Annotated in this window: 13 protein-coding genes and 1 riboswitch; of the genes, 9 read left to right on the plus strand and 4 right to left on the minus strand. The window is 30.9% G+C overall.

Annotation, left to right across the window (positions count from 1 at the left end; genetic code table 11):
- Positions 1–472 precede the first annotated feature (472 nt).
- Positions 473–1,108, plus strand: coding sequence for a response regulator (locus tag E0W69_RS05495; RefSeq protein WP_131329027.1), 636 nt, complete (start codon positions 473–475; stop codon positions 1,106–1,108).
- Here E0W69_RS05495 and E0W69_RS05500 read toward each other — a convergent pair.
- Complete coding sequence (locus E0W69_RS05500; RefSeq protein ID WP_150926004.1) at positions 1,038–4,109, minus strand: ligand-binding sensor domain-containing protein; 3,072 nt, start codon at positions 4,107–4,109, stop codon at positions 1,038–1,040. The genes E0W69_RS05495 and E0W69_RS05500 overlap by 71 nt on opposite strands.
- 173 nt (positions 4,110–4,282) lie before the next feature.
- The gene (locus E0W69_RS05505; protein ID WP_131329029.1) at positions 4,283–6,955 is read right to left on the minus strand and encodes a T9SS type A sorting domain-containing protein; all 2,673 of its coding nucleotides are present in this window, start codon (positions 6,953–6,955) and stop codon (positions 4,283–4,285) included.
- Positions 6,956–7,431: 476 nt separating this feature from the next.
- Here E0W69_RS05505 and E0W69_RS05510 point away from each other — a divergent pair, with 476 nt between their 5' ends.
- From E0W69_RS05510 to tenA, 6 genes are all read left to right on the plus strand, one after another.
- Complete coding sequence (locus E0W69_RS05510; protein ID WP_131329030.1) at positions 7,432–8,688, plus strand: putative DNA modification/repair radical SAM protein; 1,257 nt, start codon at positions 7,432–7,434, stop codon at positions 8,686–8,688.
- Positions 8,685–9,449: a TIGR03915 family putative DNA repair protein gene (locus E0W69_RS05515; protein ID WP_131329031.1), complete on the plus strand. Its 765-nt coding sequence runs from the start codon at positions 8,685–8,687 to the stop codon at positions 9,447–9,449. Before E0W69_RS05510 ends, E0W69_RS05515 begins: the two co-directional genes overlap by 4 nt.
- Positions 9,450–9,557: 108 nt before the next feature.
- Positions 9,558–9,650, plus strand: a riboswitch (TPP riboswitch).
- Between the two features lie 59 nt (positions 9,651–9,709).
- Positions 9,710–10,504, plus strand: a complete 795-nt coding sequence (gene thiM, locus E0W69_RS05520) for a hydroxyethylthiazole kinase (protein WP_131329032.1) — start codon at positions 9,710–9,712, stop codon at positions 10,502–10,504.
- Positions 10,501–11,142 (plus strand): thiamine phosphate synthase, encoded by a 642-nt coding sequence (gene thiE, locus E0W69_RS05525; RefSeq protein ID WP_131329033.1) that lies wholly within the window; start codon positions 10,501–10,503, stop codon positions 11,140–11,142. The genes thiM and thiE overlap by 4 nt, the downstream gene beginning before the upstream one ends.
- Positions 11,139–11,975 (plus strand): bifunctional hydroxymethylpyrimidine kinase/phosphomethylpyrimidine kinase, encoded by an 837-nt coding sequence (gene thiD, locus E0W69_RS05530; protein WP_131329034.1) that lies wholly within the window; start codon positions 11,139–11,141, stop codon positions 11,973–11,975. Before thiE ends, thiD begins: the two co-directional genes overlap by 4 nt.
- Positions 11,956–12,609, plus strand: a complete 654-nt coding sequence (gene tenA, locus E0W69_RS05535) for a thiaminase II (RefSeq protein WP_131329035.1) — start codon at positions 11,956–11,958, stop codon at positions 12,607–12,609. Before thiD ends, tenA begins: the two co-directional genes overlap by 20 nt.
- A 7-nt stretch (positions 12,610–12,616) precedes the next feature.
- Here tenA and eptA read toward each other — a convergent pair whose 3' ends face one another.
- Together eptA and E0W69_RS05545 are read right to left on the minus strand one after the other, a co-directional pair.
- Positions 12,617–14,146, minus strand: a complete 1,530-nt coding sequence (gene eptA, locus E0W69_RS05540) for a phosphoethanolamine--lipid A transferase EptA (RefSeq protein WP_131329036.1) — start codon at positions 14,144–14,146, stop codon at positions 12,617–12,619.
- Between the two features lie 200 nt (positions 14,147–14,346).
- Positions 14,347–14,946, minus strand: coding sequence for a phosphatase PAP2 family protein (locus E0W69_RS05545; protein ID WP_225321406.1), 600 nt, complete (start codon positions 14,944–14,946; stop codon positions 14,347–14,349).
- A 427-nt stretch (positions 14,947–15,373) separates the two neighbouring features.
- On the opposite strand from E0W69_RS05545, the gene E0W69_RS05550 reads away from it, so the two are divergent.
- A complete protein-coding gene (locus E0W69_RS05550; RefSeq protein ID WP_131329038.1) occupies positions 15,374–16,096 on the plus strand; it encodes a hypothetical protein in 723 nt (240 codons plus the stop codon).
- Between the two features lie 345 nt (positions 16,097–16,441).
- Entirely contained in the window at positions 16,442–17,707 is a 1,266-nt protein-coding gene (locus E0W69_RS05555) for an MFS transporter (RefSeq protein ID WP_131329039.1), read from the plus strand.
- Positions 17,708–17,718: the final 11 nt, after the last annotated feature.

Consider the following 17,718-nt stretch of genomic DNA (forward strand, 5'->3'; position numbering starts at 1 on the left):
AATTTCGCGCACGTAAATTCTAGTTCAAAAAATGCACCTTTATGCTTTTCCCAAAATTGTATTCTTATAAAATGGTATAACAATAAACTAAAAAGTAGTAAATAAGAAAATGGTGAATTTGTATGAACTAAGGCTATTGATAAAATACACCTTAAAAAATTAAATTTTAATTTTTTAACCTTATTCCAAATGTATTAAAAATTAAAAGATGCCAGACAATACTTCCAATACTAAAGTATTATAATGATAAATATTATCAGCATTTTTACTATGTAAATCATTTGGAATTAATAAAAATTATAAAGACAATATTTCATAATCGTTTAATTTTTCATTTGTTAACCTAAAACAGCGGTATCTAATTATTGATTCCATATATCAACGGTATTTTGAATTTTAGATAGGATAAATCTCCTTTATATTAAATATCTTTGATTGTCAAGTTAAACTTTATATATTTTTTATTAATAATATGACTTCAAACATTCTTATTGCGGATGATCACTTTCCAGTTCGGATTGGCCTTGATATATTGGTAAATGAAATATTACAGTCAAATCCCAATATCGAATTTGCCTCAAATGGGTATGAAATTTTAACTAAAATGGAAAATCAAAATTTCGACTTACTTATTACAGATATCAATATGCCAATGACGGATGGCTTTGAATTAATTAAGCAAATCGTTGACAAATACCCACAAACAAAAATTCTAGTTGTTAGTGTAAACCCTGCTGAGATTTTTGCTCCTAGACTCAGAGAAATTGGCATTTGTGATTACATTTCAAAATCTGAATCTGATGAAGAATTAAAAAAAGCAATTTTAAATATTGTATCTGGAGTTTCTTCTAATGCGGATAAAATTGAAACTACGGAGATGGAAGAAAACCTTTTTATTCAATTATCCTCTCGTGAATTTGAAGTCATGATTTATTTATTAAAGGGATTAGGAAATTTAGAGATATGTAATAAGTTAAATATTACTAAAACAACAGCGAGTACATACAAAAACAGAATATTTTCTAAATTGAATGTTACTAGTTTAATGGAGTTGAGTCACCTTGCACGTAAATATCATATTGTCGATGATGATTTATTGTTATATTAAATTTAGTTCCTTTAGTTGTTGTTTCAAGATCTAGAGTTGCTTGTATTTTAGGTAACAAGTCTATTATTATAGAGTGTCCCATTCCTTTTTTACTATTTGTAAAATCATTATTATAATATTTTTTTAATTCCATCTTGTTAATTCCAGGTCCTGTATCTTCAATTATTATATGAAATTTATTTTCGAATATTTCAGCTGATAAATATACAACCCCAGCTTTCATATTTTTATTTGCATTATCAATTAAATTGCGAATAATAATGGATAAAATAAAACGATCACTATAGACCATTAAGCCCGTGTGCGGGATGATTAACTCATTATTTTGTACCATTAAAATTTCCTTGTATAAGTTTTCGATTTCTTTAAATAATCCATAAATAGAAAAGAAACTATAATTTACATGAAAATCATCTTGCTGACTTTTTGCCCAAGAAAAAAATTGCAATGAATATTCCTCTAAAGAAATAAGACTTTTGTTCAATGCATCCATATTATTCCTAATATTTGGAGGAAAGGAATCTTTTTGTTGGTTTATTTTTTTCAATAAATCCTTACTTATTATAGAAATAAATCGAATTGGAGAACGTAGGTCATGAAGTACAATTGCAATAGTTCTTTCTTTCACATTATTAGAAACTCTAAGCTTTTCTTTAGTTTTTTCTAATGTAAATATATTATTTCTTAATTCTGAAGTTTTCTCTTCAACAGTAAGTTCTATTTTTTTATTGATTCTTTTTAATTTAAGTATTCTTATTCTAATAAATATTAAAAATATTAAAATTATAGTTATTGTACAAAGCATCCTAAACCACCATGTCTCATAAAAATAAGGAAGTACTGATATTTTTATATCTATTTCATATTTCAAAGCATCGATAGATGTTGCCTTTCTTATTTTCAATGTATAATTACCTGTTGGTAGTGTATTGATATGAATTATACCGTTTCGGTCGACAGGCTCCCATTTTTTAGAAAGCCCTTCAATGAAATATTGTATTGGGTTATTTTCAAAATTTCCAAAATATGGACTAGATAGGGTAAAACTTAAATTATAAAAATCTGGGGCAATCTCTAGTTTATCTTTTATACTAAGATAGCTAGTATCATTAACAATAATATTATCAATGTATATTTTGTTTTTAGGCAAATTTGGTTGGATATTATTCGCGTCAAAATGTACTAATCCGTTGATTGTTGGCAATATTAATTCTCCATTATTAGCCCATAAATAAGCAGGATTGCCAGATCCATTAAATTCATCACTTTTTAATCCATCCTTGTAACTATAATGAAAAAAATATAAATTTTTATTATGTACTAGACCTTCATACAATACTTGCTTATTGATAACATAAAGTCCATTATTAGTAGGAAGCCAATAATTTCCTTTTTTGTCTTCAATAAATGAATGAATGGAATTAAAGGAATTATCTAAATAATTAGAAAAAGGTATGATATTATTATTATCGAATAAAAATGCGCCAAAGCCATCTGTTGCTATCCACCATCTATGTTTATCTTCTAAATGTATTGTTCTTATAGGTAGATTTTTTAGCCAACCTTTATACATTTTCCCATTTACTAAATTGAATTTGTAGAATCCTGTTGTAGTAAATAATATTGCAGTGTCTCCGTTGTATGGTATCATTCCATTTGCATCAATATTATTTGGTAAGTGATACTGCTCAACAATTTTGTCATATTTTAAAATAAAAACTCGATGGCTTTCAAGAAAATAAAGGATGTTATTTCGTACTATGGAAGCTTTTAAACGACCTTTTAAAATGTCAATTTCTATATTTTGTTTATCCCGAATATTTATTTTATTTAATCTAAAATCAGCATCATAGTATATTACATCATTTTTACTCACATATGCATGTAAATATCTAATATTATCAAATTTTATTTTGCTTGCGTTTCCATTCGGACTAAAAATATTATTGTTTGCGATTATCGAACCATTTGAAGTCTTAACTATCGTATTATAATTTTCATAATTATTATCATTTTTTGATAGGTAGTAATTGAATTTATTAGGGGTAACAATAAACAATCCATTGGTTGACGATCCTACAAAATATTTATTTTCTTTACTTAAATAATTAAAAGAAGTTATATGAGGAATTTGTAAATTTTCTAGTATGAGTTTAGAAAAAATGGAATCATTTTTTGTATAAATTTCGTAGACATTATTTTTAGAAATTATATAGTTGTTTTGAGCTGTCCAAAATATTTTAAACCGGCCATTCAAAAAGTGCTTGTTTATTGAAATCGGCCCATATATTTTTTGTTTTCTGTTTTCTAATTTTCCATTTTTCCAAAGTAGAATTCTATTCGATTTGAATATTTGGATAAAATAAGTATCGTTAAGAGCTGTTTCACTACTAAATTCTTTATCATCAATGGGTATTTTCTTGTATTTATTTTTGTATAAATAAAATAAATTGTTGTTATTATGAAAATAAATCTGTCCATTGGATAATGTGATTATACTATGTAAAAATGGCTTTTCATCTTTGGGTTTTTCATCGATCAATATAGAGTCTAAATATGGATTCTGAGGTATACTATAACCGTTATCGGAATAGATTCTTGGTCTTTCGGAACTTTTAATTGGAAATGAACTCCTTATTTGGGTATTGTTATTTATTATATAAGATTCTTTGTTTGTATTGGAAAAATATAATGCACCTGCCTTGCTTGGAACAATAAATCTTATTCGATTGGACGATAAACCCTTTATTTCTTTGGATGTATAAGTTTGAAATTTCTGATTATCAAAACGCACAATTCCTGCTTCTGTTGCCAACCAGCAATATCCGAATACATCAAATTGTATTGCCAAAACACTATTTTGAGGAAGACCATCTTTAGATGTATAGTTCTGAATTAAATACTTTGTATTTTGGGCAGCAACATTCATGCTTTTACAAAATAAAAATATTAAGAATAATAATTTTACAAGAAAAGTTCTGATATCTTCTGTATGACGCAAGATTGGTTCTTAAAATTTATAAATTTGGTTTATTCTGCTGCGTTTCCTATTTAATTATTTTGACTAAGTTAAGATATTTATTAATATTTAAATTATCGTATTTTAATTCTACACAAAATCCTGATTATCTATGTAAATAATCAGGATTTTGTATTTATTTATTTTGATAAATATTATTTTTTTATTGCGTTGAAGGTTGCTATTGGATTATTTGACTGGTCAATTATTTTAATGATATAAACTCCAGATGGTATATTTGAAAGATTTGTCAATTCAAAATTTTGTACTCCACTTGCTAATTGAATACCTTTTGTTTGAATTATGCTTCCATTCATATTATATATTATAACATTCACAGATTGTGACTTTGTATTATTAACATTGATGATTAATTTATCATTGAATGGGTTTGGATACAGTTTATTTGTGCTATTTGCACCATTTAATCCAAAATAAACAGACACAATATCTGATAGTTGATAATTACCATCAAAGTCATAGTTTTTTAATCGATATTGGTAAGTACCTGCAAATCTTGGGTAATCAATAAATTGATATGTACTACCACTTGAATTATTAGTAGCTTTAACAGTACCTACGGTATTAAAATCCGAACTATCTTGATATTTGCGTAAGATTTCAAAACGATCTGTATTTATTTCTGTTGCTGTTTGCCAATTTAAAGTTATATTATTGGAATAAGCTGTCGCTATAAATGATTTTAATACAATAGGCAGAGCCGTTGCTACAGTTCTATAATTACTCATAACAATTGCGGGATTAGCACATGTGGCACTAGAAGTAACTCTCAAAGAATAAATATCTCCACTTGAAGTTGTCGTAGAAGTAGTATAAGTTGTTGAGGTCGCTCCTGTAATCGAATCATTATTTAAAAACCATTGGTATTTTGGATTTGTTCCCAAATTAGAAGATGATGCAATTGCATAAGTAATTGGAATGGATGCATTCGTATTTGAAATAGTTATAGTAGGTGTTGGTGATGTATTAACTGTAGTATTAATTGTAGATATGATAGGATTATTGGACGCACAACTAATGCTGCTCAACATTTTTACTTGTATTTGATGTGTCCCGCTTGTTAAATTATTGATATTTAAGCTTGTTCCAGTTCCTACGCTAGTTGAGCCGTCATACCAAGTAAATGAAGGACTGTTACCTCCATTTGTAGTATTAACAACCGTGTAATTAGCATTTGTCCCCTGACAAATAGTCGTTGGTCCATTAGAAGTAACAGTTGGGCTTATTGCATGTTGAGTGACGGTGTAAATGGTTTGGTTACTTGTTGTGTTAGTTAAACAACCTGCATCTGAACTTGCCGTTGCCGTAACTCTAATTGAAAAAGTTGTTGTGGTGTCAGCTGGAGTGTAAGAATATGTATTGCTTGTAGCATTAGAAGCAACTTGAGTATAAGCCCTCCCATTTATTGACTGCTCTAGCAAATACGTTGGTGCTGTTCCTCCATGAACTGTTGTCGCTGTGAATGTTATGGATTGTCCTTTACAATAATAATTGGTACTAGAGTCTAATGTGGAACTTATAGTAACTGACGGTTGTGTAACTCCGCTAGCTGCATATCCAACAATTGCAGATGTTGCATTTGCTTTGAAGCCAGAGAGTGCAAAAATATTTCCTCTAGCAGAGGTATTACTAGATGTATTAGTTAGGGTGATGGAATTTATTGTTTTATTAAAATAAGAAGGAGGAAGAATGATAGGCGCTTCAAAAATTGAATAATTATTGCCAGTTTGCTTGGTAGCATCTAATCTTACCCTATTTAGATTTCTAAGCGATATATCTGATCCAGTTGATGAATACCAATCTCTGTAATTTATGGCATTATTATTCAATGTGCCAACGTATGAGGTATTGTCATTGAAATTAATTGAATAACTATAGGTTGAACTCCCACTTCCAGAAGTACCTAATATAAGCAACTTGCCATATGCTGCGGGAGTAGCTAATTGAAGTGTTGATGAGCCTCCATTTGATGTTCGTGCAGAATTATTTGCACTATATGATTGAAGTGTATATGTTAACGAATTATCTTGTGTACTTGTAATTGTATTATTTTGAGGTAGTCCATCTGTATTAGAACCATTACTCGGATAGCCAGATTCAAAAAAAACATAGCCTGTACCATCATTATCTAATTTTGAAGTAACATTATAAGCATTATTTCCATTTTTAATTACTGGGAAGGCCGCCGATTTTTCAACCACAACATCTTGGTTAAAACTTGCAGATGTTAAAGGAATTGTACTTGCGTTATAATATTTAACAGCACCACTACAACTATTTTTATCCGTTACAGATATGGTATATGTTCCTGAAGGTCCTGTAATGGTAGATGTATTATAATTTTTAAATCTTGTATCTGTAGAACTAATAGGGGTGCCACCGTAACTCCAAGAATAATTATAAGAGCCCGCTCCTCCAGATGCAGTTACTGTTAAGGTTGCATCATTTGTGGCTTGACATGATGCAGTTGTCGAAGTTACATTAGCAGTGACTGCAGTAGGGTCTGTTAGTGTAACATAGATAGTTTTATAATTATTGTTTGCATCTTTGACACTTACAGGATAGGTGCCCGCGATTAAATTATTGAATGTACCACTTTTTTGCCAGCCTCCGGCATTTGATTCATTTAATTCGTATTGGTAAATACCAGAGCCTCCAGAAGCGGTCACAACAATTGATCCAGATGCAGTTCCATTACAATTAGGATTGGTTAAAGTCGTAGAAATAGTAATATCTGATTGTCCAAAACAATTATTAATAAAACTTAATAAAAAAATGATAAATGCAATTTTTTTTACAAAATACATGATACAAGTGTAAAATTTAGAAGTATAATAGTATGTTTAAGAATGATTTCGTATTACGAAATATTTTGATTGATTTACTGGCAAAATTAGAATCGAATTTTTATTTATTATGTAGAATGAGTTCTACAAGAATATAGCGGAAATACAAAAAAAAGAAGCTATTAGTTTGATAGATTTGGAGAGTTTGCAATTGTGATTATTAATATTGTGATAAGCAACATTTACATAATTTATAGGAGATATTTTTAAGTAATAATAGAATTTAGCAACTTTTCAAATAATTGGCTTTTATTAAATATTGGTCATTATTGTTCTCCAATATTATAAAATAAAAAATGCAAAAATTCAACGATTAAATAGGGCTATAATCCATTCTAAAAGTATTTTTTAACTTACAAGCATATTCATGAAATATTATTTTTTAGTATTAATTGCTAAAAATATTAGTATTTTTATATTTCGAAACAAGAATTAATATGGAACGAATCGAAGAAAAGCTAAAAATATTGGCAGATGCGGCAAAGTATGATGTTAGTTGTAGTTCCAGCGGTAGCAAACGTAAAAATAATGGCAGTATAGGCGATGCATCTTTCTCAGGTATTTGCCACAGTTATACGGAAGATGGGCGTTGTGTCTCGTTGTTGAAGATTTTGTTGACGAACCATTGTATTTACGATTGTGCATTTTGTGTAAGTCGCAAAAGTAACGATGTTAGGCGTGCGGCATTTACGGTGCAAGAGGTTGTTGATTTGACGATGAATTTTTACCGCCGGAATTATATTGAAGGTTTGTTTTTGAGTTCAGGTATTTTCAAAAATGCCGACTACACAATGGAACGCCTACTCAGAATCGTCAAAAAACTCAGGACGGAAGAGCGTTACAATGGCTATATTCATCTAAAAACAATTCCTGGTGCGAGCGGAGAATTAATCCAAGACGCAGGATTGTATGTGGATCGCATGAGTATCAATCTCGAAATTCCAACTGAGGAAGGTTTAAAAATGGTCGCACCCGAAAAAGACCATGCATCCGTAAGAAAACCGCTTGCTTTTGTGCAAAACCAAATTAGCAATTTCAAATCTGAATCAAAATTAATCAAGCACAAACCTTTATTTGTTCCAGCTGGACAAAGTACACAAATGGTCGTCGGTGCTACACCAGAATCAGATCTGGAAATATTGAAAGTTGCAGATGATTTTTACCAAAACTATAAATTAAAACGCGTCTATTACAGCGGATATATTCCGATATCCAGCGATAATAATCTCTTACCAGCAATCGGTACACGACCGCCATTGATCCGCGAAAACAGATTGTACCAAGCGGATTGGCTGATGCGTTTTTATGATTTCAAAGTGGACGAGATCGTCCATGAGAGCAAGCACCAATTGGATTTGGAAATTGATCCGAAACTTGCCTGGGCTTTACGGCATCCAGAATTGTTTCCTATTGACATTAATACGGCGAATTTTCGTACTATTATTAGGATTCCAGGTATTGGACGTCAATCCGCGATGAAAATTATCAAGGCAAGACAATTTGGTCGCCTACACGAATATCAATTACGTAAAATGGGCATAGCCTACAATCGTGCGCAATACTTTATCACTTGTGCAGATTCTATTATTAACATCGGGCACACATCCATGGATTGGGTCAGAGCACAAATATTGCAACAGTCAAAGGCCAGTCAGAAATATCTTCCACAACAACAACTGTCATTATTTGTATGATACAGTATATATACGACGGCAGCTTTGGAGGGTTCTTATGTTGTGTGTTTGAATGTTTTGAAAGAAGAGAGTTTGATGTACAATTGATTACTGAAAAAGTATTTGCACCTGACTTTTTTGCCTTATCCAAAACAATAGTCTCGGATAAAGCAAAAGCAAAACGTGTATTGGATGGCTTGACCAAAAGTTTGGACGCAAGTCGTGCAAAAGATTTTTTTCGTGTCTTTCTTTCCGAAGACCCAATTGCGATTCAAAATGCATTGGGTCTTATCATTCAAATATTTCAAAAAAAAGAAAATATTTTGGAAAATTATGGAGAGGAAAAAGCGCTTTATTTTTCCCAAACGTTGAAAAAAGTAGGACGAGAAAGACACCGAATGAAAGCCTTTATACGGTTTGAAAAAAGCTCGAACGGAATGTTTTTTGCGGTTATTGCGCCTGATTTCAACGTATTGCCTTTAATTATAGATTTCTTCACCAAAAGATATACGGATCAAACTTGGCTTATATATGATGAAAAAAGACATTATGGGATCTTGTATGATAAGACGGGAATTTCAGAAATAGAAATTTCAGAGCTTGATGCAAACGCTATAATTCCGTCCAATGAAGTGGTGGTGTTAGATCTTGAAGAACAAAAATATCAACAACTTTGGAAATCTTATTTTAAAAGCACCAATATTGAAGCTCGGAAAAACATGAAGTTACACTTACGTCATGTACCCAAGAGGTATTGGCGCTACTTGACGGAGAAGAAATAAAATTAATCAGATAGGTATAAATTTACAATCTCTATTTCTAATTAAGGCTTAAAATAATTTTAAATATTTTAAGAAAAGCTACATTTTAATTTATATTCAGTACATTCGATTTAGCTTTAGGGGTATTCTGAAAAGAATTGAGAGAGTCCCTTAGAACCTGATTCGGTTGATACCGACGTAGGGAAAAGTAAATTAGGTCAGTTTTTGTACCTCTTTGTTTGGAATTCTCCTAAAGCCATTATTCACAAAATTCTTGATTAATGGATAAAAAAATTTGGGAGTTGATTTCTTCCGTAAGGCAATCTTCGCCGCTTATCTTAAATATTACGAACTATGTAGTGATGAATAATTCCGCGAATGCATTATTATCCATAGGAGCTTCGCCTATTATGTCTCATGCCATTACTGAAATGGAAGAAATGCTTCGGATTGCCAATGCATTAGTTATTAATATTGGCACTTTAGATGAAAATTGGAGCAAATCAATGTTATTAGGTGCAGAGCTTGCAATGCAGATGGATAAGCCTTGGATACTAGATCCAGTTGGTGCAGGATCTACTACTTACAGGAGCAATATTTCGGATCAATTATTACAATTTAACCCCACTATTATTAGAGGTAATGCGTCAGAAATTATGGCACTTGCAAAATACCATAATGGAAATACAAAAGGTGTAGATAGTTGTAATAATAGTTTGGATGCTATTTCGGCTGCACAGTATTTAAATAATAAGTATAGTTCAATAGTTTGTATTTCGGGAGAAGTTGATATTATAGTTTCAATGAATGATATTTATTATTTGAAGAATGGTCATGCTTTAATGACAAAAGTAACAGGTTTGGGATGTAGTCAATCTGCTATCCTCGGAGGAATGATAGCAATATCCAAAGATGTAATTTTAGCGGCTTTAGCGGGAATGGCACTGTTGGGAGTAGCAGGAGAGCTAGCCGCAGCCAAATCTGCTGGTCCGGGATCGTTACAATTGAATCTTTTAGACAAATTATATAATCTAACAGAGTCAGAGTTTATTCAAACTATTCAATTATCCAAATGACCAGAAAAGAAAAAACATTCCCTTATCAACTATATCTTGTGATATCTAAAAATGATTGTAAAAACAAAAATATGTTGCATGTCGCTGAGCAAGCAATTTTAGGTGGCGTTGATCTTATCCAAATAAGAGAAAAAAAATTATCTTATGAATTATTTTTAGAAGAAGCTGCAAGATTATTAGAAATAACGACGAAGTATGGAGTTCCCCTTATAATTAATGATAATATTAATATTGCAATTCAATTGGACACGGCTGGTGTGCATGTTGGTAACAATGATATTGCACCAACTCAAATACGCAAAATATGGAATGAGCCATCTAAATTAATAGGATACTCGATTGAATATATGGATCAACTGAAAAGTGATGATTGCATAGTGTCAGATTATTTGGGGATCAGTCCTGTATTCCTTACTCCAACTAAAAAAGATACTGTTACAGAGTGGGGACTTTCCGGTATTACAAAAATTAGAAAGAATACAGATCTACCATTGATTGCTATTGGAAATATACATAAAGAAAATATTCGATCCGTTATAAAAGCTGGCGCCGATTGTATAGCAGTAGTTTCTGCTATTTGCAGTGCTATTGAACCTCAAAAAGCCGCATTTGAATTAAAAAATGAAATTTTAAAATGAAAAAATATACTTACCCGTCGGTTATGACGATTGCAGGGTTTGATGGGAGCGGAGGCGCTGGGATACAAGCAGATATCAAGACCATCTCTGCACTTGGATGTTTTGCGACCTCTGTATTGACGGCTCTTCCTGTACAAAATACAACTGGTGTTAAACACATTTTTCCTATTCCGATTGAGGCCGTAAAACTACAAATAGAAACTATAATGGAAGATATCATGCCTGATTCTATCAAAATAGGTATGGTACACACTTCTGAATTAGCTATAACAATAGTGGATACACTTAAAAAATTTAAAAAAGTACCAATAGTATTTGACCCTGTTATGGTTGCCACTAGTGGTCACCGATTAATAGAAGATGATACAATTGAAGTAATGATTGAGAAATTATTTCCAATAGCGGATATTATAACGCCTAATATGGATGAAATTGCCATACTTGCCAATTGTAAAGTTGATAATTTGGAAGAAATGATCCTTGCTGGAGAATATATTAAAAAACTTGGTTGTAAAAATATTTTACTAAAAGGAGGACATCTACCAACTGAAAAACTAACTTCTATATTACTCACTCCAGAAGAGATTAAATTTTATAGTTATGATAAAGTACTAACGAATAATACTCATGGTTCTGGATGTACCTTGTCATCGGCTATTGCATCCTATTTAGCTTTAGGATATCCAACTAATGAAGCTGTTTATCTTGGACAGGAATATGTATTTAATGCAATAAGCAATGGCGCAGATGTATTGATTGGAAAAGGAAATGGTCCTTTAAATCACTTTTATAAACCTCAGAAATTAGTAAAAAATGAAATGGTCAGATCATAGTTGGAATGCAATAGAACCAATTTATAATAAAATAACCACCATGCCATTTATACAAGAATTGGCGAATGGAAAACTAGCAACTGAAAAATTTAAATATTATATTGGTCAAGATGCCTTGTATTTAGAGCAGTTCGGACGTGTTTTAGCAATGATTGCAGCAAAAGCACCTAATACAGAAATTGCATTGGCATTTATTCAATTTAGTCAAAATGCGATGGTAGTTGAAAATACACTACATGCTTCCTATTTTTTAGATTATAATATTACAAATAATTTTATTTTACAACCAGCTTGTCATCATTATACGCATTTCTTAAAAAGTATAGTTTCTTTTGATTCAATTGAAATTGCCATGGCCGCCGTTTTACCTTGTTTCTGGATTTACAAAAAAGTGGGAGATTATCTACTTAATCTCAAAACTGTAAATAATAATCCCTATCAAAAATGGATAAATACCTATGGAGGTGAAGATTTTGCTATTTCTGTAACAAAAGCTATTCGTCTTTGTGATGAAGTCGCTGATATTTCTAATAAAAAAATTAAAGATCAGATGACTTCTGTATTTTATCGTGCCTCTATTATGGAATTTGAATTTTGGGATGCCGCTTATTTTATGAAACAATGGAGTTATTAGTCCATCACTAATTCTTAAAAATATTTAGCTCTTCATTGTAAATAGGACTTTGTATTCCTAGAAAATATAACACACTATGAAAAACATTCGCTTGAGTTAAATCTATTTTTTGTTTCAATTGTTCTGAATTGTCAGAGGTCCAGACTATAAATGGAATTTCATATTGTTCTTTGGGGGCAATACTTTTGGGCATACCATGCATATATAAATTGTTTTCTCCAAGGGATTCTCCATGATCTGATACAAAAAACATGGTGCTTTTATATTCTGTTAATTGTGATAAATCCTCTATTACTTTATGCAAAATAAAATCGGTATATACAATTGTGTTATCATACGCATTAATCAATTCCTCTTTAGAACATTCTCCTAACTCCACACTATTGCATACGGGTTTAAAATTTTCAAATTGTGGAGGATACTTTTTGCTATAAGTAGGGCCATGACTAGTACTTGTATGTAGTACGATAAAGATTTTATTTTTAGTACTTGCTAATATTTGTTCTTTTAATCCAGTTAATAAGACTTCATCATAACTACAATCAGGGCCTTTGCATTCTTTTTCCAATGCCTCTTTATTAAGATAATTTTTTATGTGCACTGGAGGTTCGCCCCAGTTAGTGGTTCGCCATATAACTTCAACACCAGAACGATTTAAATAATTGGGTAATATTTCATATAAATCACTAGATTCTCTATCTTCCAAGATTGCTTTGACCCCTGCTGTAGTATAAGTAGCACTAGAAGTTGCATCAAACCAATGGAGGTTTGTTGTTTTAGAAAGGTAAGGATTCGTATTTTTTTTATATCCATATAAAGAAAAATTGGCTCTTCTTGCAGATTCTCCAATAACTAAAATAAATATTTCTTTTTTATTGTCTTTTAAGCTTGCGTTAGGCAAAAGTATCTCTTTTTCATTTTTTTGATGCTTGTGTACATAGAAAAGAGTTATATTAACTGTGTATGACCAAGGCATTGCAAGTCCGCCGAGTTGCTTAGAATGCTTATCTATCCAAGTCCAGTTTTTGGCATTTAAGAAAGCAACTACAACCAAAAATAATAGAGTGATTGAGGCTCGTATGAAAAAAGTTTTTGGTTTTTCCTTACGGATTTTTGCTTTGATAACAAGGATTGCAGGTAAGAGACCTAAGAATAAAATATATAAAATTAATTTGAATGAGAAAAAGCTACTTGATTCTGCATAATTGGTATTTAATACATTTCCAATCATGCTTTCATCTATAATTACACTATAGGTGTTAACAAAATAAACGCAGCTCGCATTCAATATAAAAAAAATAGGAATCAATATCTTTCCTGCTATTCTAGATAGAAAAAAAACTAAATAAAAAGCAAAAAAATTGGCAGCCAACATTATTACTATCAAACTTAGTATGATGATAATGCCACCAAATGTTGCAGCATCAACATTTTTACGTACGAATGAAAAAAAAGGTAAATGATATAAGAAAAAATTGATAACACTTAAAATAATCGCAAAGCGTGTTACTGAAAAATCATTTTTGAATTTGAACATTTGTATAAAGACGATTAAAGAAAAATAATTTTATGTATCGGACCTATATTTCCAATAAATGTTCAAAAATAATAAAATATATCATCTAGTATTATGAATTATTCGTTTTACAAGGGGATGTAAATTGAATAAAGCTATATCATTGCTCTATATAGAGTGGATATATGGATATAATTGCCGAAAAAAGCGTGTGTAATTTATTAATTTTTAGATAGTTCGGGGATGGTTGCTTTGATTTCCTTTTTCCTTGAGATTAAACTTATAATCCATTCTTTTATAATAAAATACAAGCAAGCTACTGTAAATCCTAAAATAGAACCGCAACATACATCAATAGGGAAATGTTCTCCTAAATAAACTCTTGAATACCCAATGCATGCTGCTATAGCAAATGCAAAGAACTGGACTTTACTGTTTTTAAATAGAATCGCAACATAAGTTGCAATCGCAAATGAGAGCGCCGTATGACCAGAAGGAAAAGAATATTTTTGATACAGTTCTACCCACGGTGCTGTTTGTACTACAGCTTTCCCATAACTCAATAATGGACGAGGTTCATAGAAATAATGTTTTAGGATTGATACGATCAAAGAATTCATCAATAGAATAATAGTAAAACTTAATATGGCTTTGTAATTTTTTTTAAATAATAAATAAATACCTATAGGAATAAGAATATAACCACTTCCTAATTCTGTAAAAAAGGTAAAAATAATATCAGCAGTATAAGAACGATGATGATTGATAAAAGTGAATAATTGATATTTAGATGTTGAATAAATCAAGATTGATAAAATCATGAGCCATAATCCAAATAATATAAGAAATAAGTTGGCACTTTTAAATTTTAATAGCATAAAGTAGATTATTTATATTATATACATCCTATATAAATAATATCCTAGGACATATCACCACGAAATACTTGCATTTATCGCAGTGATACATTTTACAATTGGTTGGATACTTTTACATTACAATGATATTCCTCAAATCTGAATAAATTCTGAATTTGTTTATATTTTCTTATAAAAAATTAAAAAATTAATAATTGTCTAAAATAAATAGATAAAATTGAAATTATTAGCAATTAATATAATTGTTATCAAATTTTCAAGTATATAGACTAGATCAAACATTTAAGGTAAAAACAAATCTTAAAAAATTCTTTTGTAGTATAAAATTTAGAAATTCGCTATAAATTTGGACTTCTAATTTTAATTTTTTATGCGTAATTTTTCTATTCTTTTTCTCTTCTTATTGTTTCTATTTTGTCCTATTACAATTTTTGCACATGGTTATTGGATGGAAGTAACAGGTAGGGGGAAAATCAATAGCCCCGTAAAGATTGAAATTTGTTATGGCGAAATTGATGATCATAATAATAGACTACGAGAAGCAGGAGATGATTTAAAATATATTGGAAAATTTCAACTTTTTATATTGGATCAAAATGGGAAAAAAACCAAACTCACTTTAATGCCATTGAAAAACTCATGGTATGCAACATTTATACCTAAATTGACTGGTTCTTATCCGATTATTGCAGAGAATGACTCATTACCGGTGGTTGATCGTTCATCAACAGGAGGTAAAAATGTAAGACCAGTTGAATATTTATATAGTCAGTATAATGTTGGTACTAATAAGGATGGAAAATTAACTAGTCAATTTTTAAATATTTTAATTTCCCACAAAAAGGATATGATTGAAGTACGACCAATGCAAGATGGAAAAGCGGTAACTAATACGAAATTAAGAGTATTTAATCCTGAAAATTGGGAAAAGACTTTGGATATAAATAAAGATGGTAAAGCTCTGTTTTACCCCAACCAAAAAGGAATGTATATTATTAGAATGGATTGGTACGATAATCAACCTGGAAATTGGAAGGGGCTAAGTTACACATCAACAAGACATAGGTGCAATTATTGTTTGACTATTAAATAATCTATTTACATAAGACATATTTATTCAACTAAGAAATTAGAATAATCAATACTTGATGAGATTTTTTATTAATATTTATTAGGTATCTGTATCTTCAGTTTTGCGTAAAAAAATCTACAATTTTAGATTCTATTTCGGGTATGGTATTAATACCAGTAACTATTAAAACGTATAAGACATCACTTACGCTTCTTAGAAATAGGAATATCTACAGAATAAAATAAATAGAACTAGGGTGGTGGCTCATTTATAATTTTCTTTTACATTCAAATACGCGAAAAAATAAATTAACGCAAAACGAAGCGGATAAAATACATTTGTCTCTTCTAAATTCTGCTATTAAAAATGGAAATAGACAAAAAAGCAAAAGAATACTCTGTATTTAGTATGGTAGTGTGGGTTGCTGCATTGGGTAATTTTGTAGATACATTCGATTTATTGTTATTTGGTATGATTCGCACCGCGAGTCTAAAAGACATAGGCATTACAAGCAAAGTTGATATCGAAAGATTTGGATTGATGTTGGATAATTGTCAAATGCTCGGAATGTTATTTGGTGGATTGTTTTGGGGTATAATGGGAGACAAGAAGGGGCGTATTTCCGTACTTTTTGGATCAATTATTACTTACACTATTGCTAATATTTTAAATGGATTTGTACAAAATGTAGATCAATATGCGATATTAAGATTTGTCGCAGGATTTGGATTAGCTGGTGAGTTAGGTGCCGGTGTGACTTTGGTAAATGAAGTATTGACGAAAGAAAAGCGTGGATATGGTACGATGCTGGTGGCTAGTATTGGTATTATGGGAGCCGTCTTTGGAGGATTTATGGTAAAATGGGTAGGAGCGTGGCGTACTTGTTATTTTATCGGAGGTGGATTTGGTATTATTTTACTCTTGTTACGTTTTAGCGTAATGGAGTCCGGTATGTTTAATGAATCCAAAGGAGCTAATGTGATGCGTGGCAATTTTAAGTTATTATTTTCCAAAAAGAAAATCTGGCAGAAATATATTGGTTTGATTTTGATCGGTATTCCGATGTGGTATATCGTACAGATGTATGCAAAATATTCCCCTGAATTGCTAGAAAGTACGGGAAAATACACGCTGAGCGGTGACTTAAGAAAACAAATACCTATTAATGGTATTATGCTTACGTATTTCGGGTTGACCGTGGGAGATTTTTTATGTAGTTGGCATTCAGAAAAAATTCGCAGTCGCAAAAAAGCCGTTTTACGTTCTATGATTACTTCTATTATTGCGATCGGAATCTTTTTTGCTTTAATCTCTACCGGGAATATAACCAACTATTATATCGCCATATTTATACTCGGTACATGTGCAGGTTATTGGGCGGTATTTATGAGTGTCGCTGCAGAATCATTTGGAACAAATATTAGATCGACAGTAACGGGTACAGTCCCTAATTTTGTAAGAGGTGCTGTTGTTTTGGTCAATTTAGGATATTCTTTTTTCAAATTTAATTTACATCAATCAGCAATAGTTGCCAATCTAGGTATTGGTACAATCGTTTTCATCGCAGCATTTTGGGGTTGGTCTAAATTGGATGAGACCTATGGCAAGGATTTGAATTATATTGAGCAATAATTCGATCTATG

Origin of the sequence: Rhizosphaericola mali (assembly GCF_004337365.2) — a bacterium.
GTDB lineage: Bacteria > Bacteroidota > Bacteroidia > Chitinophagales > Chitinophagaceae > Rhizosphaericola > Rhizosphaericola mali.